The organism is Aeromicrobium panaciterrae (assembly GCF_031457275.1).
GTDB lineage: Bacteria > Actinomycetota > Actinomycetes > Propionibacteriales > Nocardioidaceae > Aeromicrobium > Aeromicrobium panaciterrae_A.
In genome coordinates this window covers 2651232-2670355 of sequence record NZ_JAVDWH010000001.1, presented here as the reverse complement: position 1 = coordinate 2670355, position 19124 = coordinate 2651232, and the positions used below count along the sequence as shown (strand labels likewise).

21 protein-coding genes and 3 tRNA genes are annotated in these 19124 nt (G+C 64.7%); 18 read left to right on the top strand and 6 right to left on the bottom strand.

The window, feature by feature from the left end:
* Positions 1–11: 11 nt before the first annotated feature.
* A complete protein-coding gene (locus J2X11_RS13690; RefSeq protein ID WP_309971974.1) occupies positions 12–1001 on the top strand; it encodes a polyprenyl synthetase family protein in 990 nt (329 codons plus the stop codon).
* On the opposite strand, the gene rarD is transcribed toward J2X11_RS13690, so the two are convergent.
* On the bottom strand, positions 998–1906 hold the full coding sequence (gene rarD / locus J2X11_RS13685) for an EamA family transporter RarD (RefSeq protein WP_309971972.1): 909 nt from the start codon (positions 1904–1906) through the stop codon (positions 998–1000). The genes J2X11_RS13690 and rarD overlap by 4 nt on opposite strands.
* A gap of 175 nt (positions 1907–2081) precedes the next feature.
* On the opposite strand from rarD, the gene J2X11_RS13680 reads away from it, so the two are divergent.
* From J2X11_RS13680 to J2X11_RS13635, 10 genes are read left to right on the top strand one after another with little or no spacing between them, the layout of a single operon-like run.
* Entirely contained in the window at positions 2082–2450 is a 369-nt protein-coding gene (locus J2X11_RS13680; RefSeq protein WP_309971970.1) for an NADH-quinone oxidoreductase subunit A, read from the top strand.
* Positions 2438–3001, top strand: a complete 564-nt coding sequence (locus J2X11_RS13675) for an NADH-quinone oxidoreductase subunit B (RefSeq protein ID WP_463675076.1) — start codon at positions 2438–2440, stop codon at positions 2999–3001. Before J2X11_RS13680 ends, J2X11_RS13675 begins: the two co-directional genes overlap by 13 nt.
* Complete coding sequence (locus J2X11_RS13670; protein WP_309971968.1) at positions 2998–3579, top strand: NADH-quinone oxidoreductase subunit C; 582 nt, start codon at positions 2998–3000, stop codon at positions 3577–3579. Before J2X11_RS13675 ends, J2X11_RS13670 begins: the two co-directional genes overlap by 4 nt.
* Positions 3572–4540, top strand: a complete 969-nt coding sequence (locus J2X11_RS13665) for a complex I subunit 1/NuoH family protein (protein WP_309971966.1) — start codon at positions 3572–3574, stop codon at positions 4538–4540. Before J2X11_RS13670 ends, J2X11_RS13665 begins: the two co-directional genes overlap by 8 nt.
* Positions 4541–4587: 47 nt before the next feature.
* Entirely contained in the window at positions 4588–5058 is a 471-nt protein-coding gene (locus tag J2X11_RS13660) for a 4Fe-4S binding protein (protein ID WP_309971965.1), read from the top strand.
* Positions 5055–5555 (top strand): NADH-quinone oxidoreductase subunit J family protein, encoded by a 501-nt coding sequence (locus tag J2X11_RS13655; protein WP_309971963.1) that lies wholly within the window; start codon positions 5055–5057, stop codon positions 5553–5555. The genes J2X11_RS13660 and J2X11_RS13655 overlap by 4 nt, the downstream gene beginning before the upstream one ends.
* Positions 5555–5857 carry an NADH-quinone oxidoreductase subunit NuoK gene (gene nuoK, locus J2X11_RS13650; RefSeq protein WP_309971961.1) on the top strand — a complete coding sequence of 101 codons (303 nt, stop codon included), beginning with the start codon at positions 5555–5557 and terminating at the stop codon, positions 5855–5857. The genes J2X11_RS13655 and nuoK overlap by 1 nt, the downstream gene beginning before the upstream one ends.
* Positions 5854–7533 carry an NADH-quinone oxidoreductase subunit 5 family protein gene (locus tag J2X11_RS13645; RefSeq protein WP_309971959.1) on the top strand — a complete coding sequence of 560 codons (1680 nt, stop codon included), beginning with the start codon at positions 5854–5856 and terminating at the stop codon, positions 7531–7533. The genes nuoK and J2X11_RS13645 overlap by 4 nt, the downstream gene beginning before the upstream one ends.
* Positions 7530–8987: a complex I subunit 4 family protein gene (locus J2X11_RS13640; RefSeq protein WP_309971957.1), complete on the top strand. Its 1458-nt coding sequence runs from the start codon at positions 7530–7532 to the stop codon at positions 8985–8987. Before J2X11_RS13645 ends, J2X11_RS13640 begins: the two co-directional genes overlap by 4 nt.
* On the top strand, positions 8984–10378 hold the full coding sequence (locus tag J2X11_RS13635; protein WP_309971954.1) for an NADH-quinone oxidoreductase subunit N: 1395 nt from the start codon (positions 8984–8986) through the stop codon (positions 10376–10378). Before J2X11_RS13640 ends, J2X11_RS13635 begins: the two co-directional genes overlap by 4 nt.
* Here J2X11_RS13635 and J2X11_RS13630 read toward each other — a convergent pair.
* The 3 genes from J2X11_RS13630 to J2X11_RS13620 are packed head-to-tail and all read right to left on the bottom strand — an operon-like array spanning position 10375 to position 13005.
* Positions 10375–11517 (bottom strand): acyl-CoA dehydrogenase family protein, encoded by a 1143-nt coding sequence (locus J2X11_RS13630; RefSeq protein WP_309971952.1) that lies wholly within the window; start codon positions 11515–11517, stop codon positions 10375–10377. The two genes, J2X11_RS13635 and J2X11_RS13630, sit on opposite strands and share 4 nt — an antisense overlap.
* Before the next feature lies 1 nt (position 11518).
* Positions 11519–12484 carry an NAD(P)H-dependent flavin oxidoreductase gene (locus J2X11_RS13625; protein ID WP_309971950.1) on the bottom strand — a complete coding sequence of 322 codons (966 nt, stop codon included), beginning with the start codon at positions 12482–12484 and terminating at the stop codon, positions 11519–11521.
* Positions 12485–12513: 29 nt separating this feature from the next.
* On the bottom strand, positions 12514–13005 hold the full coding sequence (locus J2X11_RS13620; RefSeq protein WP_309971948.1) for a YajQ family cyclic di-GMP-binding protein: 492 nt from the start codon (positions 13003–13005) through the stop codon (positions 12514–12516).
* A 93-nt stretch (positions 13006–13098) separates the two neighbouring features.
* Between J2X11_RS13620 and J2X11_RS13615 the strand changes: the two genes are divergently transcribed.
* The 3 genes from J2X11_RS13615 to J2X11_RS13605 all read left to right on the top strand — a co-directional run bounded on the left by J2X11_RS13615 (position 13099) and on the right by J2X11_RS13605 (position 16501).
* Positions 13099–13180, top strand: a tRNA-Tyr gene (locus tag J2X11_RS13615).
* Between the two features lie 112 nt (positions 13181–13292).
* Positions 13293–13976, top strand: a complete 684-nt coding sequence (locus tag J2X11_RS13610; RefSeq protein WP_309971946.1) for a response regulator transcription factor — start codon at positions 13293–13295, stop codon at positions 13974–13976.
* Positions 13973–16501, top strand: a complete 2529-nt coding sequence (locus tag J2X11_RS13605; RefSeq protein WP_309971944.1) for a DUF4153 domain-containing protein — start codon at positions 13973–13975, stop codon at positions 16499–16501. Before J2X11_RS13610 ends, J2X11_RS13605 begins: the two co-directional genes overlap by 4 nt.
* On the opposite strand, the gene J2X11_RS13600 is transcribed toward J2X11_RS13605, so the two are convergent.
* Positions 16486–16956 (bottom strand): heme-degrading domain-containing protein, encoded by a 471-nt coding sequence (locus J2X11_RS13600; protein WP_309971942.1) that lies wholly within the window; start codon positions 16954–16956, stop codon positions 16486–16488. The genes J2X11_RS13605 and J2X11_RS13600 overlap by 16 nt on opposite strands.
* 13 nt (positions 16957–16969) lie before the next feature.
* The gene (locus tag J2X11_RS13595) at positions 16970–17524 is read right to left on the bottom strand and encodes a cysteine hydrolase family protein (RefSeq protein WP_309971940.1); all 555 of its coding nucleotides are present in this window, start codon (positions 17522–17524) and stop codon (positions 16970–16972) included.
* A gap of 54 nt (positions 17525–17578) precedes the next feature.
* On the opposite strand from J2X11_RS13595, the gene J2X11_RS13590 reads away from it, so the two are divergent.
* From J2X11_RS13590 to rpmG, 4 genes are all read left to right on the top strand, one after another.
* Positions 17579–18607, top strand: a complete 1029-nt coding sequence (locus J2X11_RS13590; RefSeq protein ID WP_309971938.1) for a quinone-dependent dihydroorotate dehydrogenase — start codon at positions 17579–17581, stop codon at positions 18605–18607.
* A gap of 61 nt (positions 18608–18668) precedes the next feature.
* A tRNA-Thr gene (locus tag J2X11_RS13585) sits at positions 18669–18741 on the top strand.
* A gap of 51 nt (positions 18742–18792) precedes the next feature.
* A tRNA-Met gene (locus J2X11_RS13580) sits at positions 18793–18866 on the top strand.
* A 51-nt stretch (positions 18867–18917) separates the two neighbouring features.
* A complete protein-coding gene (gene rpmG / locus J2X11_RS13575) occupies positions 18918–19088 on the top strand; it encodes a 50S ribosomal protein L33 (protein ID WP_309971936.1) in 171 nt (56 codons plus the stop codon).
* Positions 19089–19124: the final 36 nt, after the last annotated feature.

Genomic DNA, 19124 nt, shown 5'->3' with positions numbered 1-19124 from the left:
GGAGTTCTCGCGTGTCCAGTCTGGGTGTTCCGTTCACCGATGACGCCCTCGAAGCGCGCGTCCAGACCGGTATCGAAGAGATCGAGCGCCAGCTGGCTATCGCGGTCGACAGCCCCGAGGCTTTCGTCGCCGAAGCGGCGGCTCACCTGCTCAACGCTGGTGGCAAGCGCTTCCGGCCGCTCCTGGTGATGCTGGCCGCCGAGTTCGGCGACCAGGCTCACGGCGATGTACCGCGCGCTGCCGTCGTCGTCGAGCTCACCCACCTCGCGACGCTCTATCACGATGACGTGATGGACGAGGCCTCCATGCGCCGCGGTGCACCGAGCGCCAACTCGCGCTGGGGCAACTCGGTCGCAATCCTCGTCGGTGACTATCTCTTCGCCCAGGCTTCCGATCTGGTGTCAGATCTCGGCCCGGAGAGCGTGCGTATCCAGGCCCGTACGTTCTCGCGCCTGGTCCAGGGTCAGATTCGCGAGACTCTCGGCCCTGGCGAGGGTGACGACCAGCTCGAGCACTACCTGTCCGTCGTGGCCGACAAGACCGGATCGCTCATCGCCACGGCTGCTCGCCTAGGCGCCAAGATGGCCGGCGCGCCGCTCGAGGTCGAGGAGACGCTAACCGAGTTCGGCGAGCGCATCGGTGCCGCCTTCCAGCTCAGCGACGACATCATCGACATCGCCAGCGAGACCGATGACTCGGGCAAGACTCCCGGCACGGACCTGCGTGAAGGTGTACCGACTCTTCCGACTCTGCTTGCACTGCGCTCGACCGATCCCGAGAGCGAACGGCTCCGGTCTTTGCTGGGCAAGCCGCTGACCGACGATGCCGAGCTCGCCGAGGCAATCACGCTCCTGCGCTCGCACCCGGCGATGGATGAAGCGCGCGCGTACGTACGAGCTGAGACCGACGCAGCACAGGCCTTGCTGGCCAAGCTGCCCGAGAGCTCAGCGCGCGAAGCGCTGCAGCTGCTCTGCACCACCGTCGCCACGCGCCTCGGCTAGCACTCGATCGGCGCAGGCTCCAGCTTCGAGGCGCGCCTTCGGTTCCGCAAATTGTCGGCGGTGAACAGCACCAGGGCGAGCCAGACGAGGATGAAGCCGACCCAGCGGGCGCTGCTCATGTCCTCGTCAAAGATCCACAGTCCGAAGATGAACTGAAGGATCGGGCCGAGGTACTGAAGAAGGCCGATGGTCGTCAGCGTCAGGCGTGTAGCGGCCGCGCCGAACAGCAGAAGTGGGATAGCTGTGACGACGCCTGTTCCGATGAGAAGCAGGACGTTGCCGACTCCTGCATGGCCGAACGTCAGGTCGCTGCGTAGCTCAAGCGTGATCAGGAATGTCAGAGCGACCGGCGCCAGGATCAGCGTTTCCATGCCGAGACCTTCGAAGGTGTTGAGGTTGGCCTTCTTCTTGAGAAACCCGTACGTCGCGAACGAGAACGCGAGCAGCAACGCGATCCACGGCGGGCGTCCGTAGTCGACCGCAAGCACGACCACCGCGATCCCGCCGATCGCCACGGCCGCCCACTGCACCGGTCGCAGGGTCTCCTTGAGGATGAAGACGCCAAGCAGCACTGTCACCAGCGGGTTGATGAAGTAGCCGAGCGACGTCTCGAGCACGTGGCCGTTGGTGACGCCGTAGATGAAGCCACCCCAGTTGAACGAGATGACGACCGAGGCGCAGATCAGGATGATCATCATGCGTCGATCGCTCGCGATGCTACGGAACGTCCTCCAGCGACGGGTCGCGGCGATGAGTATGAGGACGAACAACAGCGACCAGATGACCCGGTGGGCAAGGATCTCGAGCGACCCGGCGGGGTCGAGCAGAGGCCAGTAGAGCGGGAAGAATCCCCAGCAGAGATAGGCCGCAGCGCCAAGGATTACGCCGCTGCGGGAGTCGTTCACCTGACGAGCGTACGCCCGCGGTGGCGCCTCGATGTGGCGCCCTTTCAACGTTGTCTGAATGTCTGTCAGATCTGGCAGAACATCCTCGTGTGGGTCGGGGTGCTCCTGGTTGGTCCTGCACCGAAATGCGCGGCGTTTGCGGTCAGGGAGGGGGCTTCTTCCCTAGACTCACCCCATGGGCGCCTACCTCGATGACTACCGCGCGGTCGGCGTCATCATCCTGGTCGGGTTCGTACTTGCCGCAGGCATGCTGGGCGCCAACCGATTGTTCCGCCCCAGCGTTCCTGCCCGCGAGAAGACGGTCACGTACGAGTCGGGCGTTGACCCGATCGGCGAGGGCTGGGCGCAGTCCAACGTTCGGTACTTCGTCTACGCGTTCCTGTACGTGATTTTTGCCGTCGATGCAGTGTTCCTGTTCCCGTGGGCCGTGGTGCTTGAAGACATCGGCAAGGCTGCGGCGATCGAGATGGGCATCTTCATCGGCATCATCGTGGTCGGACTTGTCTACGCCTGGCGCAAGGGAGTCCTGTCGTGGACGTCGTAGGGGGAGAGATCATCGACCTACCGATGCCGACCGTTGGCCTTGGTACTGCGGTTGCACCCAAGCCTGCGCGCTACATCCTCAACTGGGGCCGCAAGTATTCTCTCTGGGTCTTCAACTTCGGACTCGCGTGCTGCGCGATTGAGTTCATCGCGACGTCGATGTCGCGGCACGACTTCATCCGCCTCGGCGTCATCCCGTTCGCCATGGGTCCACGCCAGGCCGATCTGATGGTCGTGTCCGGAACCGTCACGGACAAGATGGCGCCAGCCATCAAGCGCCTGTATGACCAGATGCCCGAGCCCAAATACGTCATCAGCTTCGGATCGTGCGCCAACTCCGGCGGGCCCTACTGGGACTCGTACAGCGTCACCAAGGGCGTCGACCAGATCATCCCCGTCGATGTCTACATCCCCGGCTGCCCGCCGCGGCCGGAAGCGCTGCTCAACGGCATCGTGACTCTTCAGCAGCAGATCGCTGGCGAGAACCTCGCAGATCGCTACAAGCGCTCAACCACCTCGCTGCTCAGCCCCAAGATCGAGCCGCCTGCATGAGCCTTGAGGACAACACCTTCGGCCCGCCGCATCGCGTGGTCGAAGTCGCCGAGTGGCACGATGCCGTCGCGGCCCTGAAGAGCGAGGGCTACACGTACTTCGACTGGCTCTCGGCTGTCGATGAGCATCCCGAGGGATTCCGGCTCGTCCTGCACCTCGCTCGGCTCGAAGCACTCGATCACTTGCTGCTGGTGACGTACGTCGATCGCGAGTCTCCGGCCGTTGCGTCGATCGCCGATCTGTTCGCGGGTGCGGCCTGGCACGAGCGCGAGACCCACGAGATGTTCGGCATTGAGTTCCCTTCGACAGGCTCAGGACAAGCGGCGGAATTGAAACCGCTGCTGCTTCCTGATGGCTTTGAAGGCCACCCGCTGCGCAAGGAGTTCGTACTCGCATCCCGCGTGGCAAAGCCGTGGCCTGGCGCCAAGGAGCCGGGGGAGAGCGACGCTGACTCGACCCACTCACCGGGCCGTCGCCGTATCAAGCCGCCGGGCGTACCCGATCCGACCGAATGGGGTCCGGAGCGCGTAGAGCCCACTGACGAGGTTGTCGAAACCCCTGAGGTCACCGATGAGTGACTTCCTCGAGGTCGTGCTGCGCTGCGTCCTTGTGCTGGGTGCCTTCATGACGCTGCCCCTGATCGTGGGGCAGATGGAGCACAAGGCGATGGCGCACATGCAGAGCCGCGTGGGGCCGATGAAGGCTGGCGCGTTCCACGGCTGGGCGCAGCTCATCGCAGACGGCGTGAAGTTCGTACAGAAGGAGAGCATCGTCCCGGCCGCGGCCGACGGACCGGTGTTCCGCCTCGCACCCGCAGTCGCGCTCGTCCCGTACCTCGTGGCGATGGTCGCGATCCCGCTCGGACCGTTCTTCGGCGAGACCAACCTGATCGGCGTTGACCTCGACCTCGGACTGTTCTTCGTCCTCGCTGCCATGAGCGTCGGCGTACTCGGCTCGTTGATGGGTGGCCTTGGCAGCGGCAACAAGTACTCGTACATCGGCGGTATGCGCGTCGCAGCTCAGCTGATGTCGTACGAGCTGCCGATGGTGCTTGCCGCGGCCAGCGTCGCGATGGCTGCCGGCACCCTCTCGCTGACCGGTATCGCCGCGCAATGGGAATGGTGGTGGCTGATCGTGCAGCTGCCCGGACTGATCGTGTTCTTCACGGCCGGTCTTGCTGAGCTGCAGCGTCCGCCGTTCGATGCGCCTCTCGCGGATGCCGAGCTGGTGATGGGTCCGATCACGGAATACGGCGGTATGCGCTTCGCCATGTTCTTGCTCGCGGAGTACGCCGGCATCGTCGTCCTCGCCGCGCTCACGACGGTGCTCTACCTCGGCGGCTGGGCCGGTCCCTGGTCTGACGACTTCGGCTGGCTGTGGTCGCTGCTCAAGATCTTCGCGGTCTCGTTCCTTGTGATCTGGGCCCGTGTTGCATACCCGCGACTGCGCGAGGACCAGGTCAACGCGCTCGCGTGGAAGGTCCTCGTACCCCTCGCTTTGCTCCAACTCACGCTGACGACGTTTGTGGTGATCCTCTGATGTTCGGTTCAGGTCTGCTCACCGGCTTGCGCGTCACGATGCGCAATATGCTGAAGCGCAGCGTGACGGCGCACTATCCCGACGTCGAGCCGGATCTGCCTCCGCGCAGCCGCGGTGTGATCGCGCTGCAGGAAGAGAACTGCACGTCGTGCATGCTCTGCGCTCGTGAGTGCCCGTCCTGGTGCATCGAGATCGACTCGCACAAGGAGACGATCCCGGCGACCACCGAAGGCGGCAAGGATCGCAGCATCAACGTGCTCGATCGCTTCGACATCGACTACTCGATCTGCATGTACTGCAGCATCTGCATCGAGGTGTGCCCGTTCGACGCGCTCCACTGGTCGCCGGAGTTCGCGTACGCCGAGGGCGACATCACTGATCTGACCCACGACATGAACCGGCTGCGCGAGTGGATGTGGACCGTCCCCGCTCCACCTGCCCTCGACGAGGGTGCCGAGAAGTCCAAGGAGCTCGCCGCGTACGAGGCGAAGCTGAACCCGCCGGAGGTCGCTGAATGACGGCGACCGAGGTCCTGTTCCTCCTGTTCGCGGCGCTGGCCGTCGGCTCGGCGTTGCTCGCGATGACCAGCAAGCAGCTTGTGCATTCGGCGTTGTGGCTCGTGGTCACGCTCGGTGCGATCGCGGGGTGCTTCGTACTGATGACCGCCGAGTTCGTCGCTTGGGTGCAGGTGCTCGTGTACGTCGGCTCGATCGTGGTGCTCGTGATCTTCGCGCTCATGATGACCCGGCAGCCCACTGCCGGGCCGTCCGCCGAGGTCACCGGCAACCGGTGGACCGCGGCTGTGCTCGGAGTCGTCGCCGCCGGAGGACTCGGCGCCACGGTCGTCGCAGGCTTTGAGGGTGAACGTATCGAGGGCGATCACATCGGTACGGCCGCCTCACTCGGCGAAGCGCTCTTCAACGACTGGGTGTTGGCGTTCGAGGTGCTCAGCCTTGTCCTGCTGGCAGCCCTGATCGGCGCCATCGTCATCTCGCGGGCGGGATCCGAACGCTGATGCCGCTTCTCTATCCGTTGGTTCTCGCCGCCGTACTGTTCGGCATCGGCGTCTATGGCGTGCTTGCTCGGCGCAACGCCGTGCTGATGCTGCTCGGCGTTGAGCTGATGCTCAACGCGGTCAACCTCAACCTCGTCGCCTTCGATGCCTGGCTCGGCGACGAGATCCACACGGGCCAATCGCTCACCTTGTTCACGATTGCGATCGCGGCCGCTGAGATCGGTCTCGGGTTGGCGATCATCCTCGCGTTGTTCCGCGCCGTGCGCACGATCGACGTCGACCAGGTCGGAGCCCAGTCATGAATCGGTGGGCGTACGTCCTGCTGACGGCGGCACTGACTGCCGTCGTGGCGCTGTGGGCGATTCCGTACGTCGGCGACTCTACTGCCGATACTCATGTCTGGGTCGAGGGCAACTCCTTGCTCGGGGTCTCGCTGGCAGTGCACATCGACTCCCTCGCCGCCCAGGTACTCCTGCTGGCTGTCGGCATCGGCCTTTTGGTGCAGATCTACTCGACCGCCTACCTCCAGCACCACCCCCGCTACCGCTCATACGCGCTGGTGATCATCCTGTTCCTGCTCGGCATGATCGCCGTCGTCGTGGCCGATGACTTCTTCGTCCTGCTGATCGGCTGGGAGGTCATGGGCCTCTGCTCCTACCTGCTCATCGGCCACGAGTGGGAAACGCCTGAGGCGCGCGCCGGTGCCGCGAAGGCGTTCTTGATGACGCGGGTCGCCGACCTAGGTCTGCTCGTGGGCATCATCGTGATCGGCCAGACGTACGGGACCTACCGGATCAGCGAAGTGCTGGCGCAGGATCCCAAGAACGTCACCGCGATCGGTCTGCTGCTTCTCGTCGCGGTCGTCGGCAAGTCCGCACAGTTCCCGCTGCATACGTGGCTGCCCGATGCGATGCCCGGCCCCACTCCGATCACGGCTTTGATCCACGCGGCGACGATGGTCGCAGCTGGCGTCTACCTGGTCGCGCGGCTGCTTCCGATCTTCGAGGCATCCCAGCTCGTCATGACTGCTCTGGCGATCATCGCCGCGATCACGATGCTGCTGGCCGCGCTCTGCGCACTGGCGCAGACGGACCTCAAGCGTGCTCTTGCCTGGTCGACCGTCAGCCAACTCGCGTTCATGTTCGCGGCCCTCTCGATGGGCGACCGCGATGCCGGCACCGATCACCTGCTGTCGCACGGCGCCTTCAAGGCGCTGCTGTTCCTCGGCTGTGGCTGTCTGATGCATGCGGTCGGCTCGAGCGCCCTGTCGGCGATGGGCGGGCTCCGCAAGGCGATGCCGGTGACCTTCCTGAGCATGACGATCGGCTTTGCCGCACTCGCCGGTTTCATCCCGACCGTCGGCTTCTTCACCAAGGACAGCGTCCTGGCCGCTCTGGAGCACGGTGCCAAGGGTGACGCAGCGGTACCCGCCTCTGTCGGATCGATCGTCTTCTACGTTGCGCTGGCCACAACGTTCGTCACTGCTGTGTACGCCGCGCGTCTCTGGCTCACGGCGTTCTTCGGCCCGGCCAAGGAAGGCCATGAAGCTCCTCGAGCGATGCTCGGTCCGGTCGTCGTGCTCGCCATCGCCACGTTTGCGCTCTCGATCGGTCAGCCGTTCCACCTCGGGTTCGGACTCATCTCGACCGGCGTCGCAGTCCTGGCGACCGCCGTCGTTGTGTATGCCTGGAGTGACCGCGGTGGTGAGCTCGATATCGATGCGCCTCTGCTCACCCGTGAGTTCGACCTCGACGCCCCGTTTACCCGCTGGATCCCAGCCGCGACTCGCGAAGCAGCACGACTTGTGGTCGTCGTCGACCGAGATGGCGTTGACGCCTATCCCGACGGCGGTGCCGCGGGAGCGCAGCTCACCTCGCGGGCGCTCGAGCTCGTCCAGTCTCGGAATGTGCAGCGCTACGCGACTGTCATGACAGTTGGCGTCATCGCGCTCGTCGCGGCAGGGGTGATCTGGACATGATCACCACGGCACTCGCCATACCTCTCGGTCTCGGCCTTCTTCTCCTCGTGCTCCGCAACGCTGTCTCTGGCCGAGTCGCTGCTGTGCTCGGCAGCGCTGCGATGATCGCATCGTCGGTGCTCTACGCGCTCGTCTGGGAGGGCCGCTCGGTCAGGGTTTCCGGCGAGGTCGACACCGCGTGGATCGAGCCACTCGGGGCCCGGCTGCACCTTGGCGTCACGTTCATCTCCTGGCCCTTCCTGCTCATGACCGCGGTGCTGGGTCTGCTCTGCTGCGTGTGGCTCATTGCCGAGGACACCTCGCCCGCGCTGGTCGGACTCGTACTGATCATCAGCGGCTCAGCACTCGGTGTGTTCAGCTCGCTCGACCTGCTGCTGTTCTTCGTGTTCTTCGAGCTCGCGCTTATCCCGATGTGGTTCGTGATCGCGTGGTGGGGCGATCCGCACGACCAAGAGGGTCGACGCCGGGCCGCGACGCGCTTCCTGTTGTTCACTGTGACCGGTTCAGCGCTTCTGCTGGTCGGCATCGTCTGGATCGCCGGCTCGTTCGGGTCGTTGCAGATCCTCGACATCGACGGTGCGGCACTCGGTGCGGCGATCCTGATCGTCCTTGGCTTTGCAGTCAAGACACCGCTGGTCCCGTTGCACACCTGGCTGCCCGATGCCCACAGCAAGGCACCGACCGTCGGCTCGGTGCTGCTCGCAGGCGTGTTCCTCAAGCTCGGCACGTACGGATTGATCATGCTTGGCGCGCAGATGCTGCCCGAGGAGTTCGCGAAGATCGCTCCATACGTGGCGACTGCCGGAGTCGTCGGGATCATTTGGTCGGCGCTTGCCTGTTACGCGCAGGACGATCTCAAACGACTGATCGCCTACTCGAGTATCGGCCATATGGGGTTCGTCTCCCTGGCGATCTCGACGATGAGCGAGGTCGGAATCGCGGCTGCCGTGTTCGGCTCGGTGGCCCACGGACTCATCACCGGCCTGCTGTTCTTCGCCTCAGGATCGATCAAGGACCGCCTCGGCACGGCGTCGATGGCCGCGATTGGTCGCGGCCTCTACGCGCGTACCCCTTGGCTCGCTGTCGCCTTCGTGTTCGGTGCAGTCGCGAGTCTCGGACTGCCAGGTCTCGCCGGTTTCTGGGGTGAGCTGTTGTCGCTGCGCGCCGCATACGAGGTGGGCGACGTGCTGAGCAAGCCAGGCGCCTGGACCCTGCTCGGCTTCGCCGTGCTCGGCATCGCGCTCACCACGGCGTACTTCGTCCGCGCGATCCGTCTCATCGCCCAAGGCGAAGCAGTTCCGCATGAAGGCGATCGCGACCTCAACCGTCGTGAGGCTCTCGTCATGGGTGTACTCGCTCTCGGCATCGTCGCTCTCGGCGTTGCTCCCGGTCCGCTCGTTGGCTTGTATGACTTCCCGATCTACTCGGGCAGCTACGAGGCGGTGACGCCATGAACATTCCCGTCGACTGGGCCATCGCCGGGCCTGCCACGATCGTTGCCGCCGGCGCTGTGATTGCGCTGCTTGTCGACGCATTCTTCCCACGTCGTACCTGGCTCGGTTCCGGGCTGCCGTCGACGGCCGCGCTCATCGCCGCTGGGCTTGAGATGTTCCGTCTCGACCACGACATCCCTCCGGCCACGTTTGCACTGTCGCTGATCCTGCTGGTCGGCACGCTTTTCGTCGTGGTGGCGTCGAACGTCATGAATTTCGAGAACTCCATGCCACCGGGGGAGTACCACTTCCTGATGCTGAGCTCCGCTGCCGGAGCTCTGCTGATGGTCTCGGCGCGTGATGTCGTCACGTTGCTCGTCGCGCTTGAACTGCTGTCGTTGCCGTCAATCGCTCTGGTCGGACTTCGACAGGGCGATCGACGTGCGATCCGCTCGGCGTGGACGTTCTTCCTCGCGTCCGTGGTCTCGACCGCGATCACCCTGATGGGCATCTCGTTGCTCTACGGAATCGCCGGCACGCTCGACTACGAAGGCATCGGCGAAGCGCTGCGTGAGTCGGACATGCCGGACTCCGTGGTTGCTGTAGCCATCCTGCTGACTGTGATCGGTCTGCTGTTCAAGCTTGGTGCGGTGCCGTTCCACATGTGGATTCCGGACGCGTACCTCGGAGCACCGATCCTGGTCGCTGGCTTCCTGTCGTCGGTCTCCAAAGCCGCCTCGCTCGGTGCCCTGCTGACGTTCTTGGCGATTGCGCTGGGCTATTCGTATGACACCTGGGGCACGCTCCTCGCCGTCGTCGCGGCAGTGACCATGACAATCGGCAACCTCGGCGCGCTCCGCCGGACCAACGCGATTGGGATGCTGGCCTGGTCGTCAGTCGCCCAGGCCGGCTTCCTGCTCGCCCCGGCAGCTGTGGGGGTTGGCACGGACGCCGCGATTCAGTACCTCGCCGTCTACGTTCTGACGAATCTGGTTGCCTTCGCCGCACTGGCAGTGGTGTTGCGGCTCCGCGGCAGCACGGACTACGACGAGCTGAGGGGACTGGCGCGCACGGATCCACCGACCGGAATCCCTCTCGCACTGGCCGCGCTCACTCTCGCCGGATTCCCTCCGGCGATCATCGGCCTTGTCGCGAAGTACGTCGTGATCCAGCCCGTCATCGAAGCCGGCGAGACCTGGCTTGCCGTCGTGATGGCGATCAACGTGATGCTCGGCCTTGCGTACTACCTGCGATTCGTCGCGGTGCTGTTCGACAAGCCGGAGGGTGAGACCTACGTGAGTCCGTCGCCGCCGTTCTCGGTACGGGTCGCCAAGAGCGTCGTCATCCTCGGCGCGCTCGGCATCGTGGCCTTGAGCGTCTGGCCTGACCTTCTGCTCAGCAACCTGCCCTAGCGGGCGAGGTCGCGGCTGATCACGAGGCGTTGGATCTGGTTGGTGCCTTCAAAGATCTGCATGACCTTGGCCTCGCGCATGTAGCGCTCGACCGGGAAGTCGCGGGTGTAGCCGGCACCGCCGAGCACCTGTACGGCGTCAGTGGTGACCTTCATGGCGTTGTCGGTGCAGACCAGCTTGGCGATCGACGCTTGACGGCTGTACTTCTGGCCGGCGTCCTTGAGTCGTGCCGCGGCGAGATACGTCGCGCGTGCTGACTCGACCGCAGCCGCCATGTCGGCGAGTACGAAGCCGAGGCCCTGGTGGTCGATGATCGCCTTGCCGAACGTCTCGCGCTCCTTGGCGTACGTCACGGCGGCGTCGAGCGCGCCCTGCGCCAGTCCGGTCGCGACGGCAGCGATGCCGAGCCGTCCTGCATCGAGACCGGCCAGCGCAATCGGCAAGCCCTGGCCTTCGTCGCCGAGGCGACGTTCGACCGGGATGCGTACGTTCTCGAACAACATCGTCGCTGTCGTTGAGCCCATCAGGCCCATCTTCTGCTCAGGGGTGTCGGCCGTCAGACCTTCAGTGCCGGCGGGCACCAGGAAGCAGGAGATACCCCGACCGCCATCATCCGACGTGCGGGCCATCACCTTGTAGAAGTCTGCGTGCCCGCCATGCGTGGTCCAGGCCTTCGCGCCGTTGATGACGTACGAGTCGCCGTCGCGAACGGCCTTCGTACGCATCGCGGCCGGATCGGAGCCGGCATGCGCCTCCGACAGGCAGTACGCGCCGAGCTGGTCGCCTGACAACATCGTCGGCAGCCAGTCCTGCTTCTGCGTTTCAGTGCCCGCAGTGAACAGACCGAAGCACGACAGCGCGTGCACCGAGGTGCCGACGCCGACTGATGCCCACGCCGAGCCGATCTCCTCGAGCACCTGCAGGTAGACCTCGTACGGCTGCCCGCCCCCGCCGAATTCCTCCGGATAGGGGAGTGACAGCAGACCCGCCCGACCCAACGTGCGGAACACCTCGCGCGGGAACGCTGCCGTTGCCTCAGCCTCGGCAGCCTTGGGGGCAAGCTCCTTCGCGACGATCTCGCGGGTCAGGGCGATGAGGTGCTCTGACTCCTCCGTCGGCATCAAGCGAGTTGCGGGCAATTCAGCTCGCCAGCTTCGACAGTCGTCCGATGAGCTCGTCTGCCTCGGTCACGATCCGGGTCACCAGATCGCCGGCCGACGGGATGTCGTCGATGAGTCCCTGGCACAGGCCGACCGACCAGACGCCAGCCTCGGGATCGCCGAGCTCGTACACGGTCTTGCCGCGCTTGCCCGAGACGAGGTCCTGGATCTGGTCGAACTGGCCGCCGTCGTTGAGGATCTCAACGACCTCACGGCTGACACCGTTACGTGCGACGCGGGCGGTGTTGCCGAGCGTACGGAAGATCAGCTCAGTGTCCTGCTCGCTGGCATCGACGATCGCCTGCTTGATGTCGTGGTGGATCGGCGATTCCTCGGTGCACATGAAGCGGGTGCCCATGTTGATGCCGTCTGCGCCCAGCGCCAGAGCGGCGACGAGTCCACGGGCATCCGCGAAGCCGCCGGAGGCGATCATCGGGATCGTGATGTGCTTGGCTGCGGCCGGGATCAACACGAGTCCGGGGATGTCGTCCTCGCCCGGGTGACCGGCGCACTCGAAGCCGTCGATGCTGATGCCGTCGACGCCCAGGCTTTGCGCCTTGATGGCGTGCTTCACGCTGGTGCATTTGTGGAGCACCTTGATGCCGGCGTCGTGGAACTGCGCCATGTGCGGTCCGGGGTTGGATCCCGCTGTCTCGACGATCTTGATGCCCTCGTCGACGATCACCTTGCGGTACTCGTCGTACGGCGGCGGGGTGATGCTGGGCAGGATCGTCAGGTTGACGCCGAACGGCTTGTCGGTCATCTCACGCGTACGCGCGATCTCCTTGGCCAGGTCGGCAGGAGTCGGCTGCGTGAGCGCCGTGATCATGCCGAGACCGCCGGCTTCGGAGACGGCAGCGACCAGCTCGGCGACGCCGACCCACTGCATTCCGCCCTGGACGATCGGGTGCTCGACGCCGAAGGCCTCGGTGAACTTGGTCTTCATGTGATCGCTTTCCTAAGGGGGTGAGGGGATCAGCGGTAGTTGGTGAACTGCACGGCGAAGTCGAGGTCGGCGCCCTTGACCAGCGCGATGATCTCCTGGAGGTCGTCACGCTTCTTGCTCGAGACGCGGAGCTCGTCGCCCTGGATCTGCACCTTGGCACCCTTGGGGCCCTCGTCGCGGATCAGCTTGGAGACCTTCTTGGCCTGCTCCTGGTCGATGCCATCGGTGAATCGGGCGGAGATCTTGACGTCCTTGCCGGACTGGCGGGGCTCGTCGCTCTCCAGCGACTTCAGGGAGATGCCGCGCTTGATGAGCTTGTCCTTGAACACATCGAGCACTGCGAGAGCGCGCTCGTCGGCATTGGCTTCGATCTCAATGCCCAACTCGCCGCTCCACTTGATCAAGGCGCCGGTGTTCTTGAAGTCGTAACGCTGGGCGATCTCCTTGACGGCCTGGTTCAGCGCATTGTCGGCTTCCTGACGGTCCAGCTTGCTGACGATGTCGAAGGATGAGTCGGCCATCTCTGCTCCTGCACGTTTGGGGTGGATCTGATTTCTCACACCTTACGAGGCTGAGATAGTCTTGCTTGTCGTTGCCCCCGGGCAACAACCCCTGGCAGGTTGCCCGAGTGGCCAAAGGGATCTGACTGTAAATCAGACGGCAACGCCTACGCAGGTTCGAACCCTGCACCTGCCACACCTACGAGCCCGGTTCTCCTTGAGAGCCGGGCTCGAGTGTTGTGCGATCTGCACAGAACCTTCACACGTCGTCCCCGATTTCCGACTGGTCGGACTCCTACGCTGAGGACATGAGCCTCACGCGTCGGATCCTGCTGGTCGAGGATGAGCCGATCATCAATGCGGCAGTCACCGATCGGCTCGTCGCGGAGGGCTACGACGTCGTTCGTGCATTCGACGGTCCAGGCGCGGTCGAGGCTTTCAACGAGAGCAACCCTGACCTCGTTCTGCTCGACGTGATGCTCCCTGGATTCGACGGCCACGAGGTGTGCCGTCGTATCCAGGCTGTACGACCCGTGCCCGTTCTGATGCTCACGGCCCGCGACGACGAAGCCGACATCCTGGTCGGCCTCGCGGTCGGCGCCGATGACTACCTCACCAAGCCGTTCCGTATGCGCGAGCTCGTCGCCCGGGTGGCAGCCCTGCTCCGTCGCGTCGATCGCGCTGCCGAGCTCGCTGGGCGTGGGTCCACCGACCTTGGAGATGTTCGCGTTGACGCGGCCGCCCGACGGGTGTGGGTCAGCGAGGACGAGGTCCACCTGACCCCGACCGAGTTCGACCTCCTGCTCTGTCTTGCCATGAACCCGGGCGTAGTCCTCACTCGCGAGCGATTGCTCGACGAGGTGTGGGGATGGGCGGACGCATCAGGCACTCGTACGGTCGACAGCCACATCAAGGCGCTGCGGGCCAAGATCGGCACTGATCGCGTACGTACGGTGCACGGCGTCGGCTACGCGTTCGAGGTCAGCGCATGAGTGTGCGTCCGCTCGACGTGGTCCGGTCGGTGAAGGTCAAGCTCGGCCTTCTCGTCGCTGCCAGCGTCATCGTCGCCATCACAGTCGCCAGCATCGGCTCCGCCGGTGGTGTTCCTGTGCTCTTGAGTGTCCCGATCACGATCGTTCTTGCGCTGGCTGTCACGCAGCTCTTGGCGGTGGGCATGACCTCGCCGTTGCGCGAGATGACTCATGCAGCCAGCCGCATGTCGACTGGCGACCATTCCGTACGTGTCACGGCTTCGTCGCGAGATGAGGTCGGCGAGCTTGCTCGGGCGTTCAACCGGATGGCCGAGGATCTCGCTGAGGTTGACCGACACCGACGCGAGCTGGTGGCGAATGTCAGCCACGAGCTGCGTACGCCGTTGGCCGCGTTGTCCGCCGTGCTCGAAAACCTGGCCGATGGTGTGACTGAGCCAGACCCCGAGACTTTGCGCGCTGCGCTGGCCCAGGGCGAGCGAATGACCGCACTGGTCACCGACTTGCTTGACCTCTCGCGAGTCGATGCCGGCAAGACGCCGCTCGCGTATGAAGACGTCGAGGTTGCAGCGTTGCTTGAAGCTGCGGCAGCCGAGAGTCGAGTCGCCGGCCGCGAAGTCACCTACGAAGTCGAAGTCGTTCCGGCCGACCTCGTCGTGCGCGGTGACACGGCTCGACTTCGCCAGCTCGTAGCGAACCTTCTCGACAACGCATCGAGGCACAGCCCGCCTGCCGGGACCGTGACGATCAGCGCCGGAGTCGGCGATGGCCACTGGCATCTCGATGTCACCGACGAAGGTCCCGGCGTCGCGCCGGCGGACCGTGAGCGTGCTTTTGAAAGATTCGGAACTCTCACCGACATCGACGGTGGCGGCGGAACCGGCCTCGGGCTCGCCATCGCGCGCTGGGTCACCGACCTGCATGGCGGAACGATCCGTTTCACCGAACCCGACACGAGAGGCGCCCACGTACGGGCCGACCTCCCGTTGTCGCCAACACCGGCTGCACCCAAGGAGACACCCATGACTCAGACCACGACCGCAACGGCGACTGCGCCGCCACCTCCGCCGACTCTGACGGACGGGACGTTCGGTGACCTCTGGCCCGAGCGAGCTCTTCCGGCCAACATCCCAGTTCTGCTCGGCGCCGTCGGCGTCGGCGTTCTCGCTGGCACGGTGCTGCCATTCCATGATCTGGGTCTGGCGATGTTCCTGGTCCTGCTGGCGGCCGGGGGAGTCCTCTTTGCTGCGAGCCGCAAGCGCCGCGATCGGTTCACGATGGCTTGCGCCCTGCTCTGCGTCGCGCTCTCGTCAATCACGATCATCCGGGATGCAGAGTGGATCGCTGTGCTCTGCATGGTGGCCGGCGCAGGTTTGTGCGCGGTCGGGCTGGTGGGAGGCAACAGTTTCCGCGCATTCGTCATCAGTGTCTTTGCCTGGCCTTTGTCTGGTCTGCGCGGGCTGCCCTGGCTCGGCCGGACACTCCGGGCGCTCTCAGGTCGCGGTAACAAGCTCGCCCTGGTCCGGACCGTCGTCATCTCGATCATCGCGATCACCGTGTTCGCCCTGCTCTTCTCCTCAGCGGACGCGCTGTTCGCCGAATGGGTTGGTGCGCTGGTGCCAGACATCGGTTCAGAAGACTTCGGCCTCCGGGTATTTATCGCCATCGCGATTGGTGGGGTCGTGCTCGCGGGCTCGTACCTGGCCCTCAACCCGCCGGAGGCCGATCGCGCTGACTCCGTCGCCCGACCCGTCGCCAACCGGTTTGAGTGGCTCGCACCGGTGCTGGTCGTGGACGCCGTGTTCGTGTTGTTCCTCGTCGCGCAGGCCGCGGTGATCTTCGGCGGCGACGACTACCTCGAGCGCACGACCGGGCTCACGTACGCGGACTATGTCCACCAGGGGTTCGGCCAGCTGACCGTCGCCACAGCGCTGACACTTCTCGTGGTCTGGGCGGCATCGCGGAAAGCGCCGAGAGAGACGGCAGAAGACCGTATGTGGATTCGCATCTCACTCGGGCTGCTCTGCGCGCTGACTCTGGTGGTTGTCGCGTCGGCGCTCTACCGGATGGACGTCTATCAGGACGCGTACGGCTTCACGGCACTACGCGTACTCGTCGATGTGTTCGAGGGTTGGCTCGGAGTCCTGGTCATCGCAACGATGGTCGGCGGCCTCGCGCTGAAGGCGTCCTGGTTGCCCAGGTTCGGCCTGTTCAGCGGTATCGGCATGCTTCTCGCACTCGCGCTCATCAATCCCGAGGGATGGGTCGCGAAGCAGAACATCGAACGGTTCGAAGCGACAGGCAAGATCGACTGGACTTACTTGCAAACGCTCTCTGACGACGCGTTGCCGACACTGGCGACGCTTCCTGACGACCAGGTGCTGTGTGCCCTGACGTCTGACTACGGCAAGAGCGACAACGATTGGCTGGAGTGGAACGTCGGTCGAGCCCGTGCCAACTCAGTGTTCGACAAGCAAGTAGCCGACTGGTCGTTCAAGAACGACTGCCCCGGTCAGACTGTCGATTGACCGAGGATCGAATCGAGGGTCTCGACGACGAGTTTGTGGTCGTCGAGCTGGGGGAGTCCCGAGACGGCGATCGTGCCGACGCACCCAGTGCCCTTGATCAGAACCGGGAAGGCGCCGCCGTGCGCCGCGTAGGTGGCAGTGTCCAGGCGCGAATCCGCGTCGAACGACCCGCCTCTGACACGGAACGTCTCACCGACGCGGAGTGACGACTGCCCGTAGCGGTCGACCACGGCGCTCTTGCGAGCGAGCCAGCCATCGTTGTCGGCAGATGCGCCGGGCAACGCAGCGTGGAACAACTCCTGGCCGTTGCGACGGATCGAGATCGCGATCGGCAGTCCAGCCGCCAGACCGGCATCGCGCAGGGCGACGCCGACGGTCCATGCCGTCTGCTCGTCGAAGGCGTCGAACACAAGTCGTCGCTCTTGGTCTTCCAACTCATCGATCAGCCCGGTCATGGGTGTGAGTCTGTCACTTGCCGAAAGAGACGTCCTTGGTCTCCGTCACGGCCGCCTTGCGACCGGGAGCTTCCTGCCACTGCCAATAGAGATTGGTGTGCGCGATGACCTCGGCGGGGGCTGGTGCACCCCATTTGCTCAAGTCGTCCGTCGTGTGTGCGTCGCTGACCAACGTGACGTCATAGCCGCGAGTGAACGCGCCATGGATCGTCGAGCGGACGCACGCATCGGTCTGTGCTCCCGCGACGATGAGGTGACCGATGCCTGCCTTGGCGAGCACATTTTCGAGGTCAGTGCCTTCGAACGAGTCGCCGTAGGACTTGTGGACGACCGGCTCGGATTCGCCGATCGTGAGCTCCGGGACGTACTCCCACTCGGCAGACCCCACGGGCATGTCCTCGTCGGAGTGCTGCACCCACACCACCGGCACGTCTTCCGAGCGGGCCTTGTCGACCAGCGAGTTGATGTTGCCGAGCACACCTGCGCGGTCATGCGCCTCGGCGACGACGCCGACCTGGAAGTCGATCACGACGAGTGCGGTGTTGGGTCGATCCTGCAAGGTGCTCATGGCTCCACGCTAAGCGGCGGCGCTGACAAGTGCACCTGCCGATAGGCTGAGCACGTGGTCTACCGCGCCTTCTTCGACGCCGTGTTCAGCTCCATGGATCCCGAAAAGGCACACGAGCGGGGCTTCGCAGCCATCAAGGCCGGCCGCTTCGCCACCAAGGTCGCACTACGCAAGACCCACGCTCCTCGAACCGTGATGGGCATCGAGTTCCCCAACGCGTTCGGTCTGGCCGCAGGCTTCGACAAGAATGCCCGCGCCGTACCCGGCCTGCTGGCTCTTGGCTTCGGCCATGTTGAGATCGGCACCGTCACGGCTCGTCCGCAACCGGGCAATCCCAAGCCGCGCCTGTTCCGTCTCGTCGAGGACAAGGCGATCGTCAACCGTATGGGCTTCAACAACGACGGCGCAGCAGCAGTCGCGGCCAGGCTCCACCGCCTGCGTCAGAAGTCCGGTCGCGATGCCGTCATCGGGGTCAACATCGGCAAGAACAAGGCAACTGAGGCTGCTGACGCGATCGCTGACTATGTCGAGAGCGCGCGACTCCTCGCGCCGTACGCCAGCTACCTCGTCGTCAATGTGTCCTCGCCGAACACCCCGGGTCTCCGCGACCTGCAGGCGGTCGACGAGCTCCGCCCGTTGCTCGCCGCCGTCAAAGACGTCTGCGACCGGTCACACGGTGGGCGCGTGCCGCTGGTCGTCAAGATCGCACCGGACCTCGCCGACGCGGATGTCGACGCTGTCGCTGACCTCGCGATCGAGCTTGGCCTCGATGGCATCAGCGCAACGAACACCACGATCGCCAGGCCTGACGAGTTGCTGACCCCACGCACGACAATCGAAGCCGCCGGGGCCGGCGGACTGTCTGGGCCGGTGCTCGCCGACCGCTCCACCGAGGTCCTCGTACGGCTTAAAGCTCGCGTCGGCAATCGTCTGGCGATCATCTCGGTGGGCGGCGTGACCGCGCCTGAAGACGTACGTGCGCGGCTCGATGCGGGTGCCGATTTGGTGCAGGGATACACGGGCTTCATCTATGAAGGCCCGCTCTGGCCTTCGCGTCTCGCCGCGGCGTCCAAACCCGCCTGACGCAGGCGTGGACCCGATTTCGAAATAGGGCACCTGACCGTGTATCTTGGGACGTCGGCTTGCCCCTTTAGCTCAGTCGGTAGAGCGTTTCCATGGTAAGGAAAAGGTCTTCGGTTCGATTCCGTAAAGGGGCTCTGGACTCGCAGCACTAAGAGTCCTTCGGACATGAGGCAACTCGTGCCCGCGGCTGGGTAGCTCAGTCGGTCAGAGCACACGACTCATAATCGTGGGGTCGCGGGTTCGAGTCCCGCCCCAGCTACCGCACGACACGCAACACCCGCAGCATCATCGATCAAGAAGAGGCACCCTCGTGGCCAGCAAGAGCTCAGACGTTCGTCCCAAGATCACCTTGGCCTGCACCGAGTGCAAGGAACGCAACTACATCACCAAGAAGAACCGTCGCAACGATCCCGATCGTCTCGACCTCAAGAAGTTCTGCCCGCGCTGCAAGACGCACCAGCTGCACCGCGAGACGCGCTAACTTCCCATAGCCTGAACGACGGCTCCCACGGCTACG